Raw genomic sequence first — 23,086 nt, 5'->3', positions numbered from 1 at the left:
TCGTGATTGCCGAATTAGAGACGAAGGAGTCCCTCGAAGCCGAGTTGCAACGTACGAATCCGGTCGAAATTCTTTATAGCGAAGATTTTGGTGCACTGGAGTTATTGCATCATTTTAAAGGCAAACGTCGCCGCCCTGAGTGGGAATTTGATTACGATACCAGTATCAAACTGCTGTTGGCCCAGTTTGGCACTAAGGATTTACACGGTTTCGGCATAACCGATGCTCGCCTATCGCTGCAAGCGGCAGGCTGCTTGATGCAGTACGTAAAAGACACCCAGCGCACCGCCCTGCCCCATATCAATGCTATTACCCGTTTTAATCAAACCGATACGATTGTCTTGGATGCGGCAACGCGCCGCAACCTCGAGCTGACACAAAATTTGAGTGGTGGTCGGGATAACACCCTAGCAGCCGTGCTCGACAATACTGCCACAGCCATGGGCAGCCGTATGTTACAACGCTGGATCCATCAGCCGTTGAGGGACCATGCACAGATTTTTGCTCGCCAAACGGCGGTCAATGAGTTGCTCGCGACCGCGGCCCATGAGTCATTGCATGAGCAGCTTAAAGCCCTAGGTGATATCGAACGTATCATGGCAAGACTGGCGCTTCGTACCGCTCGTCCACGGGATTTTGCCCGCCTACGCCAAGCATTAAACCTATTGCCTCAATTACAGCAATCATTAGCACAGTTAAGTGCCCCCCATACGGTGAAACTAGGTCAACTCTTAGGCGAGTTTCCCGAAGAGCAACAACTGCTTGAGCGCGCTATTGTCGATAACCCGCCCATGCTTATCCGTGATGGCGGCGTAATCCGTGAAGGCTACAATGCCGAATTAGACGAATGGCGTGGCTTAAGTGAAGGTGCCAGCGATTATCTAGTACAACTCGAAGCGCGGGAAAAAGAACGCACTGGCATTGCTACGCTGAAGGTAGGCTACAACCGAGTCCATGGTTACTACATTGAAGTCAGCCGTCTGCAATCACAGCAAGTGCCATTAAATTACCAACGCCGTCAAACCCTTAAGAATATGGAGCGTTATATCACGCCCGAGCTTAAGGAATATGAAGAAAAAGTGCTGTCGAGCCAAGGTAAGGCGCTCGCTCTTGAAAAACAACTGTGGGACGAATTGTTTGATTTAATCCTCCCCAAATTGCATGAGCTACAAGCCTTTGCCAGAGCAGCCGCCGAACTCGATGTGCTCAGTAACTTTGCCGAACGTGCCGAAACCTTAGGCTATACCTGCCCAGAACTGAGCAGCGAAATCGGGGTAAAAATTGAAGCGGGTCGTCACCCTGTGGTTGAGCGTGTGAGTCAAACGCCTTTTATCGCCAACCCTGTCACTCTGCACAATCAACGCCGGATGTTGATTGTTACAGGTCCAAACATGGGCGGTAAATCGACCTACATGCGTCAAGTTGCACTGATCACCCTAATGGCACACATTGGCAGCTTTGTACCGGCAGATCGCGCCATTATTGGTCCTATCGATCGAATTTTTACCCGTATTGGTGCCTCAGACGATCTCGCCTCAGGCCGTTCAACCTTTATGGTGGAAATGACTGAAACGGCCAATATTCTCCATAATGCCACTGCGCAGAGTTTAGTCTTGATGGATGAAATTGGTCGCGGCACATCAACCTACGATGGCCTGTCATTAGCCTGGTCTGCGGCTGAGTATTTAGCACAGCAAGTCGGCGCGATGACGCTGTTTGCGACCCATTATTTCGAGTTAACACAGTTACCGGAACTCATGGCTGGGGTCTATAACGTGCACCTCGATGCGATTGAGCACGAAGACACCATCGCCTTTATGCACGCGGTGCAAGAAGGTGCGGCCAGTAAGAGTTACGGTTTACAAGTTGCGGCCCTTGCTGGTGTACCAGCTCGGGTGATTAAGGCGGCAAAACATAAACTACATCAGCTTGAGAGTCGCGACCATCAAGTAGAGGGCACAAAGGCACCGATTCAAACCTTGTTAGCCCTGCCGGAGCCAGTGGAGAATCCGGCCATAAGCAAGTTAAAAGCCATCAATCCAGATAACCTGACCCCAAAACAGGCACTGGATTTACTCTATGAGCTTAAACGCTTGAGTTAAATAGCTTTGTTCATCGTAACTTAATAATAAAAACGCCCACAAAGTGGGCGTTTTTTTATGGGTTGATTAAACAACCTTAAGCATTAGTTTCTAAATAAAGCCTCTACAGATAGCCCTTGCGCCCCCAGCAAATCGCGCATGCGTTTTAAGGCTTCCACTTGGATTTGGCGCACACGTTCACGAGTGAGACCAATTTCAGCGCCAACATCTTCAAGAGTTGATGGCTCGTAACCCAATAACCCAAAGCGTCGCGCTAACACTTCTCTTTGCTTGGTATTAAGTTCATTTAACCACTTCACAACTGAGTTAGAGATGTCTTCGTCTTGTACTTTAAAGTCTGGACCTACGTTATCGTCATCAGCAAGCACATCGAGTAATGCCTTGTCGTTATCGCCACCTAAGGGAATATCGACAGAAGTGATCTTCTCGTTGAGCTTCAGCATACGGCTGACGTCAACACTGGATACTTGTAGTTTCTCGGCAATTTCTTCTGCCGTAGGTTCATGGTCAAGTTTTTGCGCTAATTCCCGAGCTGTACGTAAATATACGTTAAGCTCTTTTACTACATGGATAGGCAAGCGAATTGTGCGAGTTTGGTTCATGATTGCACGTTCGATGGTTTGTCTGATCCACCAAGTCGCATAGGTTGAGAAACGGAAACCTCTTTCTGGGTCGAATTTCTCGACAGCGCGTATCAAACCAAGATTACCCTCTTCGATTAAATCCAGCAGCGCAAGACCACGATTATTGTAACGACGGGCAATTTTAACCACGAGTCGCAGGTTGCTTTCGATCATGCGGTTACGGGATTTTTCGCAGCCTTTTAAGGCTTTACGGGAAAAGTAAACTTCTTCTTCTGCACTAAGCAGTGGGGAAAAACCTATTTCACCTAAATAGAGTTGTGTGGCATCAAGATTTTTTTGCAGGTCATCTTGAACCTGTTGTTCGAGTCCTAATTCTTGAACTAAATCAGCGGCGATATCCTCTTTATCGAGATCAAACTCTGCGGCATCAACGGAAAAATCTACTAGTTCTTCTACGGCAGTGCTATTTATGCGGCTCATGATCGAATCTCCCAAACCTAATTTAACTGCTTGTATTACTGCAATTTATTATCCTCCATGCCAAAACAAGGCCCTAAACAATCATTGCTTAGGTAAGTAGTTGAGTGGGTTAACAGACTGACCATGGTAACGAATTTCAAAACGTAACATTACTTGATTAGTACCTGTACTACCCATTTTAGCAATCGTCTGTCCAGCGAGGACATGTTGCTTTTCATCGACTAAGATCTGATCCGCATGAGCATAAGCACTAAGGTAATCGTCACTATGTTTGATAATAACTAAATTACCATAACCCCTAAGCGCACTACCTGCGTATACCACCCGCCCATCTGCTGCAGCTTTGATGATATCTCCACGTTTTCCTGCGATCTTAATACCTTTATTTCCCTGCTCATTGGCAGAGTATGTTCCTATCAATTTACCTCTTACAGGCCATTGCCACTGGCTTACACTATCGGGTAGTGTCGATGTCGGAGCAATAATTGAAGGGTTAATATTTTGTTGGGAACTTGTTGCAGAATACGCAGACTTTGCTTTCTGATCAAGTGTTTTTTTCTGTGTTTCACTAGATACAGAATTCTGAGAAAAATCATCATTAACTGATTGTTTTTTATTTTGATTATGCTGATAACCACCTTTACTTACCGAATTAATTCCACCTAAAGTCGTAGAAGGTTTACTATTTTGATTATGGTCATATGTTAAATACAAAACCTGACCAGGATAGATGGTATACGATTTATCTAATTGATTAATTTTAGCAATTTCGGCGTAATCTTTGCCTGCAGCCCAAGAAATAGAGTAAAGAGTGTCGCCTTTCTTAACTTTATATGAATTAGATTTAATATTGCCTTTGTTGTGCTTTGAATAATTGTGGGAAAGACTTTCGACAGGTGCGGGGCGACTCGCCTGAAAGCTACAGCCCGCAAGCAACAACAGTAAACTGAGGTTTAAAAGTAAACCCGCATTCAACAATAAAAACTCCTTTTTGGGGCTATCTTACTGTTTTAGTAATTTATAAATCGATAAACGCGCTATGCAAGCTCACCATTTACTAAAGGAACAAATTTGACTGTCTCTATCACTTCAGAACTAAAACTATCAAAGTGACGCGTAATCCGCATCAATTGCTGCGTTTCTTCACCCACGGGGATAATTAATACACCGCCTTCGGCTAACTGGGATAATAACGCTTCAGGAACCTTTGCGGCAGCTGCGGTGACCATAATGCCATTATAGGGACTACGATTCTGCCAGCCCTGCCAACCATCGCCATACTTAAAGGAAACATTATGCAGATCGAGCCGCTTTAATCTTTGCCTTGCTTGGATTTGTAACGTCTTTATACGTTCCACAGTGCAAAGCTCTGGTACTAATTGGGCGAGAATCGCCGCTTGATAACCTGAGCCCGTTCCGACTTCAAGCACCTTATGGGGTTTATGTTGAAGCAGTAACTCAGTCATTCGCGCGACGATATAAGGCTGAGAAATGGTTTGCCCTTGGCCAATAGGTAAGGCTGTATTCTCATAGGCTTTATGGGCTAACGCATTATCAAGAAACAATTCACGTGGGGTATAGGATATTGCCTTAAGCACGGCTGGATTACGGATCCCCGCATCCTGAAGCTTTTTCGCTAAATTCACCGCCGATGTTAAGGCAACTCGAGTCATATTTTATCTACCCAATTTTGCAATATCGATAATTGTTTATACGCGGTCAAGTCTACGGTTAACGGAGTGATCGACACATAACCATGAGCAATAGCATGGAAATCGGTACCTTCACTCGCATCTTGTTCAACACCCGGTGGGCCGAGCCAAAAAATTTCTCGTCCTGCGGGATCTTGCGTACGCACAATGCCTTCAGCTTTATGCCGCGCTCCAAGGCGCGTCACTCTTATGCCTTTAATCTCATCCAACGGTAAATCCGGCACATTGATATTGAGGATCTGATCACTGGCAATCGGGTGCACTAATAGCCCCTGCACGATTCGCCGCGCGTAAACGGCGGCAGTGTGATAATGCTTAAAGGCTTTGCCATTAAGCGAAATCGCTACTGCGGGGAAGCCTAAAAAACGCCCTTCCATTGCCGCCGCGACCGTGCCCGAATATAAAGTATCATCCCCCATATTCGCGCCAGCATTGATGCCCGATACCACCATATCCGGCTCACCATCACAGAGCTCCCGTATGGCTAAGTGGACGCAATCTGTTGGTGTACCGTACACAGAAACATAACCATTATCTAACCTATTAATTCTTAATGGATTAGTCAAGGTTAAAGAGTTACTTGCACCGGAACAATTACGATCAGGTGCGACCGTCATCACAGTGGCGATTTCGGCAAGCGCCTCCGTTAAGGCTTTTATTCCCGGCGCATTCACCCCATCATCATTGCTGACAAGGATACGGATCATAAAGTGGACTCGCCATTGTCGATTAGATTGACCTCTGCAACATCGCTTTCAGCTGCAGTATTTGCCTCAGGAGCATTCGTATCCGGCGTAACTGTCGCTTGCCATTGCAGCTCTTTCACATCTTGATAATCAACCAGCTCTCTTAACAGCGATGTCGCAAAGCTACCCGCAGGTAAAATAAACTCAAGTACCAATCCATCTGCGGTTTGCTCGTATTTAAGTCCTTGAGGTTCCAGTAGCAATGGGCGGCGTTCCTGCTCAAGACCTGCGTGCTCAAGGCCGTAGCAATCGTCGCTCAGCTCAGCCATGGCTTGGGTTTCAACCTCGGCGGCTTCGCCCTGCGGCAGCATTTTTCCGCGACCCCAAAGTGGGGCAGAAAGTTGAATATCTTTCTCAATCAAGCGTTTTAATACCACTAAATCCCATTCAGGCGTAACGAAAAAGCTTTTGCTGCCCGCCAGCATCACGCAATCCCCCGCTAAGGGTTTAGTGCCATAATTCGCTAAACGATAGGAGACAACGGTATTGAATAGATTGGAGCGCACCGCAGACAGATACATGCTGCGCTTATTACGGTCTTTCACCTTTTTGCCCGCTAGCATTTGCCGACCAAGCACCAGGTTTTTACCATCATGCCCAAAACGCTGCTCACCAAAATAATTGGGCACACCTATTTGGCTGACTTTCTCGATGCGGCTGATAATGTCTTCCACGTTTGTGACATTGCGCAGGGTAAGGATAAAACGGTTGCCCAAGAGCGCGCCAATACGTAATTTTTTGCTGTGGCGACTACTGGATAATATGGTTAAACGCTCGCTGTTTAGCGCGCTCCACGCAGGGGTTTCTTTACCTGGGATACGAATGCCAAACCACTGTTCTGTGATGGCATTTTTATCTTTTTGTCCTGCATAGGTCACTTCTTTGGGATGAACCTTAGCGAACTTTGCCAGCATTTCAGCCACTTGTACCGTGTTCAATCCATCCTTACGAATGTGGACTAAATGATGTTCGCCCTCGCCCGAAGGGCTAAAAGGCAAAATCTCTTTCACGATAAAGTCGCTGTTAACGGTTCTTAAATCTGCGGTGCCCGTCGGTTTGCCGTACAGGTAATGTAGTTCGCTCATGGGTCTTTCTTATCTCTTAAAGTTGCAGGCTATTGGCGGCTGAGTAATACGACGGCTTCGACCGCGATGCCTTCTTTACGGCCAGTAAATCCGAGTTTTTCTGTGGTAGTAGCCTTGACGTTGATATCTGCAATATCAGCATTAAGATCGGCTGCCAGCACGTTGCGCATATCCTCGATATGCGGCGCCATCTTAGGCGCCTGGGCAATAATAGTGACATCCAGATTACCCAGCTCAAATCCCTTCGCCCGCGCTAAGGCATAACAATGGCGCAGCAAAACGCGACTATCAGCGCCCTTATAGGCGGCATCGGTATCGGGGAAATGTTTACCTATATCCCCAAGGGCCATCGCCCCTAAAATGGCATCGGAGATGGCATGCAGGACTACATCACCATCGGAATGAGCTACCAGCCCCGTTTCGTAGGGTACTTCGACCCCGCATAAAATTAACGGGCGTGGTTCACCAAATTTATGAACATCAAAACCATGGCCGATACGGATTTTCATGACTTATTTCCTAACGTATTTAATAAATTGCGCAATTCACTCAGCTTGCCTTCAAGCCTTAGCACGCAGTAAAAAAAGTTCTGCTAACTCCAAATCATCGGGATGGGTCACTTTAATGTTATCCGCCCGCCCAGCGACTAATCCAGGGGAAATTCCCGCCCATTCCATCGCCGAGGCTTCATCGGTCACAACGGCCCCTGCGGCAAGCGCGGCTTTTAAATGCAATCGCAACAAGGAGGTTGGGAATAACTGCGGCGTCAAGGCATGCCAGAGATTATCGCGGCAAACGGTCGAGCTGATTTCACCTAAGCTATTGGCGCGCTTCATGGTATCGCGGACTGGCATCGCCAAAATGGCACCTTGGGGAAAGTGTACCCGCGAAGCCAGCAATTTATCTATGTCTCCCGCCGTTAAGCAGGGTCTAGCCGCATCGTGTACTAAGGCCCAACCATTGTCGGGTGCCTTATCGAGTGCCGCCAGCACTGAGTCGGCGCGCTCAGAGCCGCCAATAACAATCACCAGCTTGGGATGCTTGGCCTGCGGCAACGCGGCAAATTCGGTATCCTCAGGATGCAGCGCGACAATCACTTGGTTAATTTGCGGATGGGACAATAACTTGTCTAAGGTATGAGCCAGAATGCTTTGTCCCAACAAAGTTAAATATTGCTTGGGTTTACCCGCGCCCATGCGGCTGCCAATCCCTGCGGCTGGCACAATCGCAACCACATTAGGTGAGAAAGGATCCAGCTGAATAGCGACTTCTGTTTCAGTCTGTGGCGCGGCTTCTAAGACGATATCCATTTGTGCTCCGTTACTGCGAGGGACTCGATACTGCACGGTCACCGCCCACCACGCGATAGAAGGTCTCGCCTTCTTTCACCATGCCAAGCTCGTTACGCGCCCGCTCTTCAATCGCTTCGGTACCACTCTTAAGATCGATAATTTCTTCTTTAAGCACTTGGTTACGCTCATTGAGTTTTGCATTACCATCTTGCTGAGCAGCAATCTGTTTTTGCAGAACAAAGTATTCGGGCAGACTGTTATCACCCGACCACAGCCGATATTGCAGTAAACCGAGTAGCACTATGAGTGCAATGACAAAAAATTTCATGGAGGAATTAGCGTCAATGTCTTGGATTAAAAAATGATACTGCAGATAGTACAACAAAAAAGGCCACCAAGTGGTGGCCTTTTTACATCGGTCGGCTAAATTACGCCTGACCTTTGATTTCCTTCAAACCGCGATACGGTGCTTTTTCACCTAATTGCTCTTCGATACGTAGCAATTGGTTGTATTTAGCCACACGGTCAGAACGGCACAGTGAACCAGTCTTGATTTGGCCAGCCGCAGTACCTACCGCTAAATCAGCGATAGTAGCGTCTTCAGTTTCACCGCTACGGTGTGAAATCACCGCAGTGTAACCCGCCGCTTTTGCCATACGGATAGCCGCTAAGGTTTCAGTTAATGAACCGATTTGGTTGAACTTGATCAGGATTGAGTTAGCGATGCCGTTCTCGATACCACGGGTTAAAATCTTAGTGTTGGTTACGAATAAATCGTCGCCCACTAATTGGATCTTGTCGCCCATGATCTTAGTTTGGTATGCCCAACCATCCCAATCTGACTCGTCCAGACCGTCTTCGATAGAGACAATTGGATATTGTTCAGTCAGTGATTTCAGGAAGTCAGAGAAACCGTTTGAATCGAATACTTTGCCTTCGCCAGACAGGTTATATTTACCGTCTTTGTAGAACTCAGAAGCCGCACAGTCTAATGCCAGAGTCACGTCAGTACCCAGCTTGTAACCTGCTAATTCAACCGCTTCTTTAATTACCGCTAATGCATCAGCGTTAGAAGACAGGTTAGGAGCGAAACCACCTTCGTCACCCACAGAAGTGCTTAAACCTTTACCGTGCAGTACTTTTTTCAGGGTGTGGAAAATCTCAGCGCCCATACGTAAAGCTTCGCGGAAGTTTTTCGCGCCAACAGGTTGCACCATGAACTCTTGGATATCAACGTTGTTATCCGCGTGCTCGCCACCGTTGAGGATGTTCATCATAGGCACTGGCATAGCGTATTGGCCAGGTGTGCCGTTTAATTCCGCAATGTGAGCGTATAAAGGCATGCCTTTAAATGCCGCAGCCGCTTTAGCCGCCGCTAAGGACACAGCGAGAATCGCGTTAGCACCTAACTTGTCTTTGTTTTCAGTGCCGTCTAAGTCGATCATGATTTGATCAAGTTCGGCTTGGGCAGTCGCATCTTTACCGATTAACGCAGCACGGATAGGACCGTTTACGTTAGCCACAGCAGTTAATACACCTTTACCTAAGTAACGGCTCTTGTCGCCATCACGCAGTTCTAGTGCTTCGCGGCTACCGGTAGAAGCACCAGATGGCGCAGCCGCCATACCGATAAAACCACCTTCTAAATGCACTTCGGCTTCAACTGTTGGGTTACCACGAGAATCCATAATCTCGCGACCAATCACGTTAATAATCTTAGCCATATTACCCTCGATTTAAGTTTAAAAGAGAAAAGAAAAAACCAATACCAATGGGAATTAACAGATGTAGAGTACGACCAAAATCTTTAAATTCCGTTTACTATTTCCGTCTAGACGCATGTCGTTTATACACATGGGTATGAGTTTTGACTCATGTTTACGCGGCCTGAGTGTAACAAAAGGCCGGGCCCACTGTCGCGGGTCCGGCCTTAAAATTTATTTCTTCAGATCACGTTTTTGATGTGCACTCGCGGCAGCAACGAAACCTTCGAACAATGGATGACCATCGCGTGGGGTCGAAGTAAATTCTGGGTGGAATTGACCCGCTACAAACCAAGGATGATCTTTGAGCTCAATCATCTCAACCAGTTTACGGTCAGAAGATAAACCACTAAATACCAGACCCGCTTGTTCTAAACGTTCTCTGTACTTATTGTTCACTTCGTAACGGTGACGGTGACGCTCAACACAAGTGTTACCTTTGTACGCTTGCGCCGCTTTTGAGCCTTCCAGCAGATGACATAACTGTGCACCTAAACGCATAGTGCCACCTAAGTCAGAGGCTTCATGGCGCTGTTCAACATTACCTTCTTCGTCAACCCATTCAGTGATTAAGCCAACCACTGGGAATGGCGTTGCTTTGTTGAATTCGGTTGAGTGAGCATCGGCCATGCCAGCAACGTTACGGGCAAATTCAATCAGTGCCACTTGCATACCTAAACAGATACCAAAGTATGGCAGGTTGTTTTCACGGGCAAATTTAGCCGCCTGAATCTTACCTTCCACACCGCGCTCACCGAAGCCACCTGGGACTAAGATACCGTCTAAACCTTGTAAGACTTCATCGCCTTTGGCTTCTACGGTTTGTGAGTCGATATACTTGATAGTCACAGATACGCGATTTTTCAGACCTGCGTGCTTTAACGCTTCGTTGACTGATTTATAGGCGTCTGGCAGTTCGATGTATTTACCCACCATACCAATCACGACTTCGCCGTTTGGATTAGCTTCTTGGTAAATGACGTTTTCCCACTCAGACAAATCAGCTTCGCGGCATTCTAAGCCAAAACGCTTAACCACTAAGTCATCTAAACCCTGTGAGCGCAGCAGCGCAGGGATCTTGTAGATGCTGTCGACGTCTTTTAATGAAATAACTGCACGTTCTTCAACGTTACAGAATAACGAAATCTTCGCACGCTCGTTGGCAGGAATCGCACGGTCGCCACGGCAGATCAATACGTCTGGTGCAATACCGATAGAACGCAACTCTTTCACTGAATGTTGAGTCGGTTTCGTTTTCACTTCGCCCGCAGCACCAAGGAATGGCACTAAGGTTAAATGCATAAACAGGGTACGATCGCGGCCCAGTTCAACGCCTAATTGGCGAATAGACTCAAGGAATGGCAGTGATTCGATATCACCCACAGTACCGCCGATTTCAACGATAGCCACATCGTGACCTTCGCCACCAGCTAATACTTTTTCTTTGATCGCGTTAGTGATGTGCGGGATCACCTGAATTGTCGCGCCTAAATAGTCACCGCGACGTTCTTTACGTAATACTTCTTCGTAAATACGGCCTGTGGTGAAGTTGTTGCGACGATTCATCTTAGTGCGGATGAAACGCTCATAGTGGCCTAGGTCGAGGTCTGTTTCTGCGCCGTCCTCAGTCACAAACACTTCACCATGTTGCGTTGGGCTCATGGTACCTGGATCAACGTTAATGTATGGGTCCAGTTTCATGATGGTTACATTGAGACCACGGGCCTCTAAAATTGCGGCTAATGAAGCGGCTGCAATGCCTTTACCTAGTGATGAAACCACACCACCAGTAACGAAGATATACCTTGTAGTCATGCTGAACCTGAGAAAATGAGTTTGAAAATACGTGCTTGTAAGAAAGCACTAGGACGGGGCAGTAGTATACCAAAGGTGTTGCCATTCGACAAACACCAATCCGGATAATTTGCCCTTTATCTTGGCTCGCCCTGTTTAACCTTATCCCAGTAGGCATCTAACTCTTCTAAGCTATGTTCTTCTAATGCTTTATTATTTTGTCTCGCAAATGCCTCTACACCTTTAAAACGGCGTTCAAATTTAACATTGGCTTGGCGCAGCGCTTGTTCTGGGTCCACCTTTAAATGACGCGCCAAATTCACCACTGCAAATAATAAGTCACCCATTTCGGCCTGAACTTTGGCTTGGTCGAGCGTTGGCTGGTTCACCTCCGCCAGCACTTCCTCAATTTCCTCATGGATTTTTGCGACAACGGGCTCAAGCTCAGGCCAATCGAACCCAACGCGCGCGACCCGCTGTTGAATTTTGATAGAACGGGATAACGCTGGCTGTGCGCGCGGAATATCATCCAGCACAGAAACCTCGCTTGGTGAAGTCACCCCAGCCGCTAATGCCTTTTGTTCACGCTCGCTGGCTTTGATTGCTTCCCAATTGGCCTTCATCTGCTGACTACTGGCATCGGCCTCAAACGCGGCTTCACCAAATACATGGGGATGACGGCGGGTGAGTTTGTCGGTGATTTTATTGACGACAGTGCTGAAATCGAACCTGCCCTGCTCTTTACCTAGCTGGCAATAAAATACCACTTGGAATAATAAATCGCCGAGTTCATCGGGTAATTCGTCTAGGGCTAAACGTTCAATCGTGTCGGCCACTTCATAGGCCTCTTCGAGGGTAAAAGGCACTATGGTTTGAAAGGTCTGCGCCTTATCCCAAGGACAACCCGTTTGCGGATCGCGCAGCTTCTCCATAATCTTCAGTAGCGGCGCAACATCGGTTGCAGAAAATGCTGTTGCTGAAAGCTCAGAAATAGAAGGCGTGGTATGGGAGGTCATGCTGATATCCTTTCAAGAGAGTCGACACAGGTGCAGGATGCGTAAACAGGAATACACTCAAGCTAAGTCGCAACGAAGGCTGTAATAAGGGCAATAAAACGCTAATAATAAAGTAGCCAAGCTCAAAGTGCTATTTTGAGTCTGGTATTAGGTTTTAATGAAGAGGATATGCCCCATTGCGAGCTAAATGCCTTTTGAAGTTCGGAATGAGCTAAAACTGGTTGACCAAATTATTGTAATGTTAGAACGTAGCTTATTGTATCAGTAGCGATTTAAATGAACGTAGGACTCTCATTGGAAACCATGATAAATCTTCTAATAATATTATTCATTTTTGCATCGTTTAGTGCATTACTCTCAGAGATTCATTGCCGTATTCAGATAAAAATCATTGCTAGAAGTAAAACTAAAATTCTTTCATTGATGCACTGTTTGCTAATGACACCTCTTGCAGTGTTACCGGTATTGTTTATGACAGAACTCAGGAGTATAACTTCAGCACTTTTACTCACAGAGCTGGAAAAGGCAATGATTGAACTCGGTGTTGTAATTATTTTCGTGTTACCGTCAATTTACATTGTTTTAGTTCGATACTCTGGATTGATAGATAAAATAGATAACTGGCGAAAGAGTTAACTAAATTTCTCTCCCAATTGTGCGTTAGTAAAGTGGCATTTAGTTAACTCTTACATCAAAAAAATTAACCCAATTTTAGTAATGCTAAAGAGTTCTGCCCTTATCAGTTATCAACTTCACCAATGAGAAAATGTGGCGCGAGTATCAGCCTGAGTTCGAGGCCGAAATACTATCAAGCAAGGTCAACAATCTGTCTGACGTGAGAATTTAATAATGAGAAAGCTAATACAATATCAAGTGATTACCCATAAAACTGTATAAAGTCCGCTACCACAAAAAAGCAAATTCCTATAGCATCATTTATACCAATTCACATGGATATGGCTGCGGCCAAGTCCAACAAGCGATTTATGCCCCGCAAACAGCACAGCGCATAAATACTAAGAAGTCACGTGTCATCGAGTCCGAGCGATAAATTTAGATGAAGCTTAAGTTTGAAGTACAGCCAAAAGTAGGAATCGGCCCTGTTAAGCTAGGGATGGATCGTATTTCTGCAATTGCCAGTATGGGCTTAGAGCCGGATAGCTTTAAGAAAACACCAATGAGTCAGCATCCAACTGATTCATTTTATGAGGCGGGCTTTCAAATATTCTACGAAGGTGAAGCTCCAAAAGTAGAGAGTATCGAGCTATCTCGCTGTTGCGGCTTCGAAGCTACGCTATCTGGTGAGAACATGCTTGAACTTCAGGTTTCTGAGGCACTTTTAAAAATAGAGAGTGCAACTGGTCACAAGCCTGCAACAGAAGATGAGGGTTATACCTATGAGGTTCCAAGTCTTGGTCTGTGGCTTTGGCGGCAATCAAATGAACCAAATGATGAAGAAAGTTTATATTTTTCAACAATCGGTGTTGGTAAGGTCAACACGTAACAAGTCAAAGCTCGCGGACTTAGTAAAGCTGTCACCTTTTTATTCCAAAAAGCCGCCGTCTTCACCAGGCTGGTGTTTGAGGCGTTAATCCATAGAAATATTAATTCGAAACCGATGAGTTAGAGTACAAAATCTAGCAAGCTTTTGTCCCAAAACGGGACACGTACCTTCTTTCAAACCGACAGATTACGCCGATACCAAAAAGGTGAGCCATGGAGATTAGCGAGACGCCCCTCCGCCCCACGGATGGGGCGGTCGAGCATCCAAGGACGGACTTGCTGCGCGTCGGGGAGCAAGTGCCATGGCTCATCCATCAATCTTCCGCAGCTTTCAATTGGCCAAATAAGTGATTTAGCCGTATTAGGTATTAGCACTCCTATTTTAACACTTTTTACCCTACAAACTCCCAAATACAAAAAAGCGGTAGCGCTTTATGCCCTACCGCTTTTTACAACGCATCATCACAGCGTCGAGAATTACAATCTGCGCGCTTCTATCACGCTATCGACTTGGGAGAGCTTAGATAACACCCGCGATAAGCCATCGAGATTATAAAGTTCTAATTCCAGCTCAATGGCTGCCGTCTGATTCTTAATATCCGATGACGAGCTCATGGCGAGTACATTGGACTTTTCGGCGGCGAGTACTGAGGTGAGATCCCGCAATAAGCCGCTGCGATCATGTGCCAAGACGCGCAGGCGCATGCGATAACCGCCGGAGTAATTTTCGCCCCAAACTACATCGACGCCACGCTCTGGGTGAACGCGCATCAACTCTTTCACCTGCTCACAGTCGGAGCGATGCACCGAAATACCGCGCCCTTTAGTGATAAAGCCTAAAATCTCATCCCCAGGCACGGGCTGGCAGCAACGGGCGATATGGCTGAGTAAGTTACCCACGCCATTCACTTCCACCTGCCCACGGCTGTTGGTACCAGATTTGGGTTGGCTCTTCTTAACTAATTCTTCAACTGCATCTTCTTCGCTCGCCTCATCGAGGCGTAACTTACTTTGGATATGGTTAACAACCTGATGTAAACGCACATCCCCGCCGCCGATGGCCGCAAGCAAGTCGTCCATACTCGCCATATTAAAACGCTCAACGGCGATGGCAGCATCTTTGATTTTAAGGCTCACTCGCGCCAACTCGGCTTCGAGCATTTCTTTACCGGCGATAATGTTTTTATCGCGGTCCTGCTGCTTAAACCAATGCTGAATTTTCGAGCGCGCCCGCGAGGTGCGGATATAGCCTAAGTTTGGATTGAGCCAATCGCGCTTAGGATTAGGGTGCTTCGAGGTAATGATCTCGATACGCTCACCCGTTTCAACCTGATAAGTAAACGGCACAATGCGGCCATCAACCTTAGCGCCGATGCACTTATGGCCGACCTGCGAGTGAATATAGTAGGCAAAGTCGAGCACGGTTGAGCCGAGTGGTAAATCGACCACTTCACCGCTTGGGGTAAACACATAGACTCGGTCTTCAAACACTTGGCTGCGGACTTCTTCGACCAAGTTGCCGCTTTCGACCACGTCTTCCTGCCATTGCAGAATTTTACGCAGCCAATTGATTTTTTCTTCGTAACCGCTTTGCTTACCGGAGTGATTACCCTCTTTGTATTTCCAGTGCGCGGCAACCCCAAGCTCTGCATCTTCATGCATATCTTGGGTACGAATTTGAATTTCAACGGTTTTACCCTCAGGCCCCACCACAACCGTATGGATGGATTGATAACCGTTAGGTTTAGGGTTGGCCACGTAGTCGTCGAACTCGCGTGGAATATGATGCCAAAGAGTGTGCACTACGCCTAAGGCGCCATAACAGTCCTGCAAACGCTCTGTGACAATCCGCACGGCGCGCACGTCAAACAACTCATCAAACTTGAGGTGTTTGCCCTTCATCTTGCGCCAGATGCTGTAGATATGTTTTGGACGACCATACACCTTAGCGCGGATATGATCCTCATCGAGGCGCTGCTGCAACTGTTCAACAAATTTTTCGATATAGACTTCGCGGTCTAACCGTTTACCATCAAGCTGTTTGGCAATGTCCTTGTAGGTATCTGGATGCAGATAACGGAAGGAAATATCTTCTAATTCCCACTTTAACTGACCAATCCCCAAACGGTTAGCGAGCGGCGCATAGATATCGGCAATTTCGCGGGCCAGCAAGACGCGGGTTTCTTCGTCGGCATTTTTCACGGCGCGCAGCAAACAAACACGCTCGGCCAGTTTTATCACCACGGCGCGCACGTCTTCGACCATCGCCAGCAACATGCGGCGGATATTGTCGATTTGCGGCTCGGTTGAGCGGCTATTGGGATTGATTTTTAACGCGCCAATGGCATCCATGGTCACCACGCTGGCGACTAACCGCGCCAGCGGCTCACCAAACTTTTCTTTGATCGCTTCTTCGTCTAATAAACCGGCATCAAACACCACAAACAGGATGGCCGCTTGCAGCGTCTCAATGTCCATATTCAGCGGCGCGAGGATTTCAATCATCTCGCGGGCACGTTCAAGCAGTTCTCTTTTCGCGGCAGGACTCTTAGCGGGTAAAGCATCGACCTGCTCAATCAGGGCGAGTAAGGTTTGCGCCTCATCGACATGACTAACATAGCGAGCCACCCACTCTTCAAGATGAAAATCGGGATCATTAAAGTGCGCTTCGCGAACAGAGACCATCTTAATTTGTTTCCTTATTCGTGCTCAGAGAAAAGTGGCACCACCTCGGCACTCCTATCTTCAGCATTGGCACGGACTTGTCAAACCCAACGAGACGAAACTTCACATTTTTTACGTTATTCAAACGCTTTGCTTACTTTACACACGAATAACGCGGGCAAATGAGAAAACCTTGCCCGACATACAAGACTTATTTTGCAAGCTCAAACAACGCCATGGCTTCGATATGATGTGTCTGCGGGAACATATCGATTAAGCCTAACTTTTGTAACTTGTAGCCACGTTCGAGCAACACCGCACTGTCGCGGGCTAAGCTCGCCGGATTACAAGACACATACACCACTTGGCGGGGTTTCATCTTCTTAAGCCATTGCAAACTCTCAAATGCACCCGCGCGTGCTGGATCGAGTAGCAATTTATCAATCTTACCCATCCAAGGCTCGCAGGATAAATCGGCACTTAAGTCGCCATGGTAAAAGGTTAAATTGCTTAAGCCATTTGCCGCCGCGTTTTCACGGGCTTGGCTAACCATTTCTGGCACCCCTTCAACCCCAATCACTTCGGCGCCCAGTTTAGCTAAAGGCAAACTGAAGTTCCCCATACCACAGAAGAGATCGAGAATGCGCTCACCCGGCTGCGGTGCTAACCAGTCTAACGCCTGCGCCACCATGGCCTTGTTAATTTGCGCATTGACTTGCACAAAGTTGCCAGGGGTAAAGGTTAAGCTCACAGGCGTTGCATCGGCTTTATCATCGAGCAGCTGATAGACGGGCAATAACAGCGAGCCATTCACCCCATGGAACTCGCCGTCGTTGTCTTGCAAACAAATATGGATTTGATGCTGCTCGGCAAACTGCGCAAGCTTAGCCATATCCTTATCGTTTAAGGTTTTTGTGATTCGAATTACCGCAAAATGACCATTGTCGGCATCAATCAATTCTAAGTGCCCAAGGCTTGATTTCGCCGCCAGTTGATTAAGTAACTTAGCAAACGGGGCGATTAAATCCGCTAAGGGCTTAGCCAAGACTAAACAGCTATCAATAGGTACGACTTGGTTGCTGCTTGAGGCACGAAACCCAAGGCTTAACTGCTTGGTATTTTTATCAAATAGGGTCGCAAGGCGTGCGCGGCGGCGATAGTGCCAGCCTTCGCCGGTCAATGCGGGCACTGAGTTGCCTTCGGCGCCAGCAAATTTGGCCATAATATCAATCAAGGCCGCCGACTTATGCTCACGCTGGCCAGCTAATGACATATGCTGCAAATCACAGCCACCACAGCTTTGGTAGTGTGGACATAACGGCGTGACTCGCTCAGCGCTTGGCGTCTCGATTTTAATCAGCTTGGCTCGGGCATAGTTTTTCTTTTGTTCGGTCAGCTGCGCCTGCACGGTTTCACTGGGCAAGGCCCCGGGGATAAATACGACTTTTCCCTGATGTTGTGCTATACCTGCCCCAAGGTGATCGAGCTGTTGCACGCTAAAGGATTGCTTCGCGGACAATTGCTTGGAACTATTTGGTTTTGCTTTAAAAAATTGTGCCATTTCGGCCTCTAAATCAATAAAAAACTGGTCAAGACCGCCCTTTTTCTGGCAGTCTTATAAAATTATATCGTCCCTAGAACTTAGGAAACTGCGCTGCGGCTATGAACCCTGTCAACAACATGACCAAATACAGCTTACGTTCCTGGGTTCTGGTGCTTGCGCTTGCGCCGACGATCTTAGTCGGTATTCTGCTGGGCAGCTACTTTACCATAAATCGCTTCTATGAACTCGAAGATACGCTGATTGAACAGGGCAGTAATATTATCGAGCCTTTAGCGATTGCCAGCGAAGTGGGACTGGTCGGTAATGATAGGGAAGCAACGAAAAGACTCCTTGCCGCAGCCCAACTCAATAAATCCACGCTGGTTAAATCGATTGCGATTTTTGATATCCATAATCAACTCTTTGTTACATCGCACTACCATAAAGATTTCGAGATCATGCGCTACAAAGAGGCGCTAACCAATCTTCACAAAACCGAAATTGAACATGTAGGCGACAGCCTTATTCTACGCACACCGATCTTTGCCACCGCTCAGCCTACGGGTGGCGAGCCTGCAAATTTTGATATCCAAACCGATAATGGCGAGTTACTCGGCTATATTTCGGTCATTATCAATAAAGAACGCGCCTTGCTAGAGCAACACAGAGCCGCCGTGGCCGCCTTTATTATCGTGTTGATTGGGGTGCAATTGAACCTGTTGTTTACCTTTCGTCTGGTTAAAAACGTCACCCAGCCGATTACCGAAATGGTGCGGGTGGTCGCCAAAATCCGTGAGGGTAAACTGGATGCACGGCTCGAAGGCAATCTTATCGGCGAGCTGGATCTGCTAAAACGCGGCATTAATGCCATGGCAGGATCGTTATCGGAATACCACGATGAGATGCAGCAAAATATCGATCAGGCGACATCGGATCTGCGGGAAACCTTAGAACAGATTGAGATCCAAAACGTCGAGCTCGATTTAGCCAAAAAACGCGCGTTAGAAGCCAGCCGCATTAAGTCAGAGTTTTTGGCGAATATGTCCCACGAGCTGCGCACCCCATTAAACGGCGTGATAGGATTTGCCCGTCAGCTCGTTAAAACCCCGCTGCATTCGAGCCAAGTCGATTACATTAATACCATTGAGCGCAGCGCGACTAACCTACTGGCGATTATCAACGATATTCTCGACTTCTCTAAACTCGAAGCCGGCAAAATGGTGTTAGAAAACATGCCATTTGGTTTAAGGGAAACCTTAGGTGAGACAATCACTTTAATCTCCGGCAGTGCGCAGGCCAAAGGGCTGGAATTGGTCGTCGATATTGCGCCCAACGTCCCCGACAACGTTAATGGCGATGCCATGCGTGTGTGTCAAATTATCAATAACTTAGTGGGCAATGCTATCAAGTTTACCGACTCAGGCAGCGTACTGGTTAAATTAGAATTACAAGCGCAGACCGATGAACAAGTGGTGCTGCGCTGTGATGTTATCGATACCGGGATTGGGATTGATGAAAGTCAGCAAGACTTCCTGTTCCAAGCCTTTGGTCAAGCTGACTCCTCGATTTCCCGCCGCTTTGGCGGAACAGGGCTTGGATTAGTCATCACCAAACGCCTCGTCAACCAAATGGGCGGTCAAATTGGCTTTACCTCTTCGGTGGATAAGGGCTCTAACTTCTGGTTCACCCTACCATTAGGCCTTGGTCAATTCCAAATTGGTGATTCACTACCGCTTGAAAAACTGAAAGATAAAACCGTGCTCTTTTATGAGCCCAGAGTACTCACCCATTCAGTGATTAGTCGCCAACTAACACAGTGGGATACTAAGGTCACTCATCATCAACATATTCCTAGTTTGCTGACAACCCTATCAACGACTGAGCATCCGTTTGATTATGTGTTATTGAGTTGCCATGGATTTAGCAATCCCAATCAATTGGTGAGTACGTTAAATCTAGCCAAGACAAAAACAGATTGTTTAGTCGTGCTATTCGACTGCCAAGAGCAAGACATGTTAAGTCAGTTTATTCGCCCCAATGCTGACGTGGTATTGTCTCTGCCAGTAAGCGAGCACCAACTGGCGCGTAATATGCTCTATCCACCAATGGAATATGACCTATTACCACCCGCAAGTATTACAGTTCCAGCGGCACGCCAATCGCTTACCGTATTAGCGGTGGACGATAACTTCGCCAATTTAAAACTGATTGATACGCTGCTTAACGAACTAGTCACTACCGTTATCGCCGTCAATAGCGGTGAAGAAGCGGTAAAACAGGCGAAGACTCGCACTTTTGATCTTATCTTTATGGATATTCAAATGCCTGGCACCGATGGTATCAGCGCCACCAAGCAAATTCGCCAAGGGTCGATGAACCGAAATACGCCGATTATTGCCGTGACCGCCCATGCAATTGCCGAGGAACGTGAGCTAATTTTAGGTAGTGGCATGGATGGTTATTTGCCCAAACCCATAGATGAAGCCGCACTTAAAGCAGAGATAAACCGCTGGATCACTCGGCCCAAATTCACTCACTTTGATTTACATACCCTCAACTGGGATCTTTGCTTAACCCAAGCTAACCATAAGTCTGACCTAGCATTAGATATGCTACGCATGTTATTTGAATCGTTACCTCAAACGGTCTCAGCGATAGAGACGGCACTGAGTCAAAACGATCAAACCACGATGCTCCGCACTATCCATAAACTTCATGGCGCCAGTTGCTATTGCGGGGTGCCGACCACACAGCGATTATGCCAAGAGATTGAATCGGCATTGAAACGTGATGCCCGTGTCGAAGATCTCGAACCGGAAATACTAGAGTTACTTGATGAGCTAACTAAGGTAGAATCGGCGGCAAAACAAGTGCTATCACAGCTATCAGCGGAAATAACAGATGACCAAAAAAACGGGCTTCTTTAAGCGTTTAAAAGCGCTAGAACTACCACAGAAAAAACTCTTTGCCATTGCCCTTTGCCAACGAATGTTGCCTAACTATCAACTGTTTTCAGAGGTTTGTGAGTTTGGTGATCCTGCGGTATTAAGCACTGTGCTCGAGCTTCTTTGGCAATCCCAGTACGACAATAAGCTGAAATTCAACATCGATGTGCATCTGCAACGCTTAGAAGATAACACCCCAGATCCTGCCGATTTTGATAGCTATGGCGTATACCCAGCAATGGATGCCGTGGTTGCACTTTCCACTTTGCTTGGGGCGATTCAAACCAACCTTGAGGAAGATATAACCAATATCAGCAAGTTATCCTCAAGCACTGTGGCGAACTATATCGAGACTATCAGCGATGTAGAGTTAACCGATGATGCCTTAGATGACTACGTCTTCGCCCATGAAGTGATGGAAGAAGAGCGCGCGCTACAAAATACCCTGCTGGAAATTATCGAAGAAAACCCTAAGATTACTGCCGAATTAGTGAAGGGGTTACGCAAAGAGATTATCGAAGCGGGTGTATCGAATATCGGGATCAGCGTCGCATAATAAACCCGTTTAAGGTCTAGGGTTTATCTCTTCAGTTGCCTTGAAAATCCGGCGATGTTACCTAACATTTTTACTGCTTAGGTAGCATCAGCGACGGGTTTGAATCACCGGAGGATAGAGTTAACTCTATAACCCATTCAATATGAAAAAAATTGTTTATCAAGGTTTTATTTTAACCAATAGCGAAGGCCGTACCGATACCTGGAAACTCACCATAGGCGGGCAAAACCGTATTGGTTCTCTATTTGAATTACGCCGTTTAGTGAATTATTACCGTGAGCTTGGGATTGTGCCCGCCACCCGTGCGAGCCTGCAAGATGCGAAGCAAACGCAAAACTCCATGAGCCAAAATACTTTAAAACCCCGTAAACGTTAATCTTAAGCCATTGAAAAAAGTTCGGGCGCTTTGGATTGCATAAACTCGATAAACACCTTCACTTTCAGCGGTTGCTGACTACGTTGGTGATATAGAATCGAAATCCTACGTTGTTCGCCAATCCATTCCGGTAAAAGCACTTTTAAACGCCCTTCTTTAATCTGTTGTTTTACAAATAATTCTGGCCCATACAGAATACCACCATGATCTAAGGTCGCCTGAATCGCGCCATGGAGATCCGTGAGCGTGAGTTTTGTTGGGCCATTAAAATAGAAAGACTCGCCATTAGGATGCTTTAAATGCCAATTAAACAGCGGCCAAACTTTGATCAACTGATGGTTTTCAAGATCATCGGGATGGATTAATTCAGGGGCATGGGCTAAATATTCCGGCGTCGCAAACAAACGATAATCAAGCTCACCTAAAGTACTCGACACCCAAGAAGAATCAGGCTGTGCACCACCGACAATCGCGACATCAATCCCTTTATCAATTAAATCCACTAACTCATTGCTTTGGGAAATGTGTAAACGAATATCGGGATATAAACGGCCAAACTCGTTTAATGCGTGAATAAAGATAATTGAAATAATTGAGATTGGCGCAGCTATCCGCAATGTGCCTTCAGGTTTATCGCTGCCAATGCCACTGAGCTCATCGAACTGTGCAATCGCACTCTGATATCGCTGAAATAACGCTAAACCTTCCTCGGTTAATCGCAGCTTGCGGGTACTTCGCATAAACAATTGCTTATCGAGTTTTTCTTCAAGCTTGGCCAGCTTACGGCTCACGGTGGCGATAGGCATATCGAGCACTTTCGCGGCTTGAGAAAAACTGCCCGCATTCACCAAATGCACAAACAGATAAATTAACTGCAGCTCAGCGCCAACATCATCAGCCATGTTCAATCCCATCGTTTAGCGTG

At 46.8% G+C, this 23,086-nt stretch carries 20 protein-coding genes; 5 read left to right on the top strand and 15 right to left on the bottom strand.

The genetic code is table 11. The features are described from left to right. The coding region (gene mutS / locus L976_RS23125) for a DNA mismatch repair protein MutS (protein ID WP_156143229.1) at nt 1-2,102 on the top strand (2,102 nt) is incomplete at its 5' end. 83 nt (nt 2,103-2,185) lie between these two features. On the opposite strand, the gene rpoS is transcribed toward mutS, so the two are convergent. From rpoS to mazG, 11 genes are all read right to left on the bottom strand, one after another. Continuing rightward, nucleotides 2,186-3,166, bottom strand: coding sequence for an RNA polymerase sigma factor RpoS (gene rpoS / locus L976_RS04930; protein WP_037421178.1), 981 nt, complete (start codon nt 3,164-3,166; stop codon nt 2,186-2,188). 81 nt (nt 3,167-3,247) lie between these two features. Beyond that, a complete protein-coding gene (locus tag L976_RS04925) occupies nt 3,248-4,144 on the bottom strand; it encodes a peptidoglycan DD-metalloendopeptidase family protein (RefSeq protein WP_047534804.1) in 897 nt (298 codons plus the stop codon). Between the two features lie 59 nt (nt 4,145-4,203). After that, complete coding sequence (locus tag L976_RS04920) at nt 4,204-4,839, bottom strand: protein-L-isoaspartate(D-aspartate) O-methyltransferase (RefSeq protein WP_047534803.1); 636 nt, start codon at nt 4,837-4,839, stop codon at nt 4,204-4,206. Continuing rightward, nucleotides 4,836-5,585 (bottom strand): 5'/3'-nucleotidase SurE, encoded by a 750-nt coding sequence (gene surE / locus L976_RS04915; RefSeq protein ID WP_047534802.1) that lies wholly within the window; start codon nt 5,583-5,585, stop codon nt 4,836-4,838. Before surE ends, L976_RS04920 begins: the two co-directional genes overlap by 4 nt. Continuing rightward, entirely contained in the window at nt 5,582-6,709 is a 1,128-nt protein-coding gene (gene truD / locus L976_RS04910) for a tRNA pseudouridine(13) synthase TruD (protein WP_047534801.1), read from the bottom strand. Before truD ends, surE begins: the two co-directional genes overlap by 4 nt. 29 nt (nt 6,710-6,738) lie before the next feature. Next, nucleotides 6,739-7,218: a 2-C-methyl-D-erythritol 2,4-cyclodiphosphate synthase gene (ispF, locus tag L976_RS04905; protein ID WP_047534800.1), complete on the bottom strand. Its 480-nt coding sequence runs from the start codon at nt 7,216-7,218 to the stop codon at nt 6,739-6,741. A 51-nt stretch (nt 7,219-7,269) separates the two neighbouring features. Continuing rightward, the gene (ispD, locus tag L976_RS04900; RefSeq protein ID WP_047534798.1) at nt 7,270-8,019 is read right to left on the bottom strand and encodes a 2-C-methyl-D-erythritol 4-phosphate cytidylyltransferase; all 750 of its coding nucleotides are present in this window, start codon (nt 8,017-8,019) and stop codon (nt 7,270-7,272) included. 10 nt (nt 8,020-8,029) lie between these two features. Next, nucleotides 8,030-8,329 (bottom strand): cell division protein FtsB, encoded by a 300-nt coding sequence (gene ftsB / locus L976_RS04895; RefSeq protein WP_086023979.1) that lies wholly within the window; start codon nt 8,327-8,329, stop codon nt 8,030-8,032. 100 nt (nt 8,330-8,429) lie between these two features. Further along, nucleotides 8,430-9,725 carry a phosphopyruvate hydratase gene (gene eno, locus L976_RS04890; RefSeq protein WP_037421154.1) on the bottom strand — a complete coding sequence of 432 codons (1,296 nt, stop codon included), beginning with the start codon at nt 9,723-9,725 and terminating at the stop codon, nt 8,430-8,432. A 213-nt stretch (nt 9,726-9,938) separates the two neighbouring features. After that, complete coding sequence (locus L976_RS04885) at nt 9,939-11,579, bottom strand: CTP synthase (RefSeq protein ID WP_037421150.1); 1,641 nt, start codon at nt 11,577-11,579, stop codon at nt 9,939-9,941. A gap of 116 nt (nt 11,580-11,695) precedes the next feature. After that, complete coding sequence (gene mazG, locus L976_RS04880) at nt 11,696-12,574, bottom strand: nucleoside triphosphate pyrophosphohydrolase (protein ID WP_047534796.1); 879 nt, start codon at nt 12,572-12,574, stop codon at nt 11,696-11,698. A 1,057-nt stretch (nt 12,575-13,631) separates the two neighbouring features. Between mazG and L976_RS04870 the strand changes: the two genes are divergently transcribed. Further along, nucleotides 13,632-14,078, top strand: coding sequence for a hypothetical protein (locus L976_RS04870; RefSeq protein ID WP_047534794.1), 447 nt, complete (start codon nt 13,632-13,634; stop codon nt 14,076-14,078). A gap of 173 nt (nt 14,079-14,251) precedes the next feature. On the opposite strand, the gene L976_RS23120 is transcribed toward L976_RS04870, so the two are convergent. The 3 genes from L976_RS23120 to rlmD all read right to left on the bottom strand — a co-directional run bounded on the left by L976_RS23120 (nt 14,252) and on the right by rlmD (nt 18,302). Beyond that, nucleotides 14,252-14,392 carry a hypothetical protein gene (locus L976_RS23120; protein ID WP_156143152.1) on the bottom strand — a complete coding sequence of 47 codons (141 nt, stop codon included), beginning with the start codon at nt 14,390-14,392 and terminating at the stop codon, nt 14,252-14,254. Between the two features lie 162 nt (nt 14,393-14,554). Then, nucleotides 14,555-16,762 (bottom strand): GTP diphosphokinase, encoded by a 2,208-nt coding sequence (gene relA / locus L976_RS04865; protein ID WP_037421144.1) that lies wholly within the window; start codon nt 16,760-16,762, stop codon nt 14,555-14,557. A gap of 190 nt (nt 16,763-16,952) precedes the next feature. Continuing rightward, complete coding sequence (gene rlmD / locus L976_RS04860; RefSeq protein ID WP_047534793.1) at nt 16,953-18,302, bottom strand: 23S rRNA (uracil(1939)-C(5))-methyltransferase RlmD; 1,350 nt, start codon at nt 18,300-18,302, stop codon at nt 16,953-16,955. 101 nt (nt 18,303-18,403) lie between these two features. Between rlmD and barA the strand changes: the two genes are divergently transcribed. From barA to L976_RS04845, 3 genes are all read left to right on the top strand, one after another. Next, nucleotides 18,404-21,211: a two-component sensor histidine kinase BarA gene (barA, locus tag L976_RS04855; protein ID WP_047534792.1), complete on the top strand. Its 2,808-nt coding sequence runs from the start codon at nt 18,404-18,406 to the stop codon at nt 21,209-21,211. Further along, nucleotides 21,186-21,785, top strand: coding sequence for a YjaG family protein (locus L976_RS04850; protein ID WP_037421135.1), 600 nt, complete (start codon nt 21,186-21,188; stop codon nt 21,783-21,785). Before barA ends, L976_RS04850 begins: the two co-directional genes overlap by 26 nt. Nucleotides 21,786-21,927: 142 nt before the next feature. Continuing rightward, nucleotides 21,928-22,161 (top strand): DUF3319 domain-containing protein, encoded by a 234-nt coding sequence (locus tag L976_RS04845; protein WP_047534791.1) that lies wholly within the window; start codon nt 21,928-21,930, stop codon nt 22,159-22,161. A 2-nt stretch (nt 22,162-22,163) separates the two neighbouring features. Here L976_RS04845 and lldR read toward each other — a convergent pair whose 3' ends face one another. Continuing rightward, nucleotides 22,164-23,063: a LysR family transcriptional regulator LldR gene (lldR, locus tag L976_RS04840; protein WP_037426242.1), complete on the bottom strand. Its 900-nt coding sequence runs from the start codon at nt 23,061-23,063 to the stop codon at nt 22,164-22,166. Nucleotides 23,064-23,086: the final 23 nt, after the last annotated feature.

The sequence above is a fragment of the Shewanella sp. ZOR0012 genome, from assembly GCF_000798835.1.
GTDB classification, from domain to species: domain Bacteria; phylum Pseudomonadota; class Gammaproteobacteria; order Enterobacterales; family Shewanellaceae; genus Shewanella; species Shewanella xiamenensis.
This window is presented reverse-complemented; position numbering and strand designations above follow the sequence as displayed.

Excerpts from the sequence above, each read along its gene's own strand:
- L976_RS23120 (WP_156143152.1), bottom strand. The coding sequence starts at position 14,392 with ATGGATGAGCCATGGCACTTGCTCCCCGACGCGCAGCAAGTCCGTCCT.
- ftsB (WP_086023979.1), bottom strand. The coding sequence starts at position 8,329 with ATGAAATTTTTTGTCATTGCACTCATAGTGCTACTCGGTTTACTGCAA.
- barA (WP_047534792.1), top strand. The coding sequence starts at position 18,404 with ATGAACCCTGTCAACAACATGACCAAATACAGCTTACGTTCCTGGGTT.
- ispD (WP_047534798.1), bottom strand. The coding sequence starts at position 8,019 with ATGGATATCGTCTTAGAAGCCGCGCCACAGACTGAAACAGAAGTCGCT.
- eno (WP_037421154.1), bottom strand. The coding sequence starts at position 9,725 with ATGGCTAAGATTATTAACGTGATTGGTCGCGAGATTATGGATTCTCGT.
- L976_RS04885 (WP_037421150.1), bottom strand. The coding sequence starts at position 11,579 with ATGACTACAAGGTATATCTTCGTTACTGGTGGTGTGGTTTCATCACTA.
- L976_RS04870 (WP_047534794.1), top strand. The coding sequence starts at position 13,632 with ATGAAGCTTAAGTTTGAAGTACAGCCAAAAGTAGGAATCGGCCCTGTT.
- lldR (WP_037426242.1), bottom strand. The coding sequence starts at position 23,063 with ATGGCTGATGATGTTGGCGCTGAGCTGCAGTTAATTTATCTGTTTGTG.
- ispF (WP_047534800.1), bottom strand. The coding sequence starts at position 7,218 with ATGAAAATCCGTATCGGCCATGGTTTTGATGTTCATAAATTTGGTGAA.
- truD (WP_047534801.1), bottom strand. The coding sequence starts at position 6,709 with ATGAGCGAACTACATTACCTGTACGGCAAACCGACGGGCACCGCAGAT.
- L976_RS04850 (WP_037421135.1), top strand. The coding sequence starts at position 21,186 with ATGACCAAAAAAACGGGCTTCTTTAAGCGTTTAAAAGCGCTAGAACTA.
- mazG (WP_047534796.1), bottom strand. The coding sequence starts at position 12,574 with ATGACCTCCCATACCACGCCTTCTATTTCTGAGCTTTCAGCAACAGCA.
- L976_RS04920 (WP_047534803.1), bottom strand. The coding sequence starts at position 4,839 with ATGACTCGAGTTGCCTTAACATCGGCGGTGAATTTAGCGAAAAAGCTT.
- surE (WP_047534802.1), bottom strand. The coding sequence starts at position 5,585 with ATGATCCGTATCCTTGTCAGCAATGATGATGGGGTGAATGCGCCGGGA.
- relA (WP_037421144.1), bottom strand. The coding sequence starts at position 16,762 with ATGGTCTCTGTTCGCGAAGCGCACTTTAATGATCCCGATTTTCATCTT.
- rlmD (WP_047534793.1), bottom strand. The coding sequence starts at position 18,302 with ATGGCACAATTTTTTAAAGCAAAACCAAATAGTTCCAAGCAATTGTCC.
- rpoS (WP_037421178.1), bottom strand. The coding sequence starts at position 3,166 with ATGAGCCGCATAAATAGCACTGCCGTAGAAGAACTAGTAGATTTTTCC.
- L976_RS04845 (WP_047534791.1), top strand. The coding sequence starts at position 21,928 with ATGAAAAAAATTGTTTATCAAGGTTTTATTTTAACCAATAGCGAAGGC.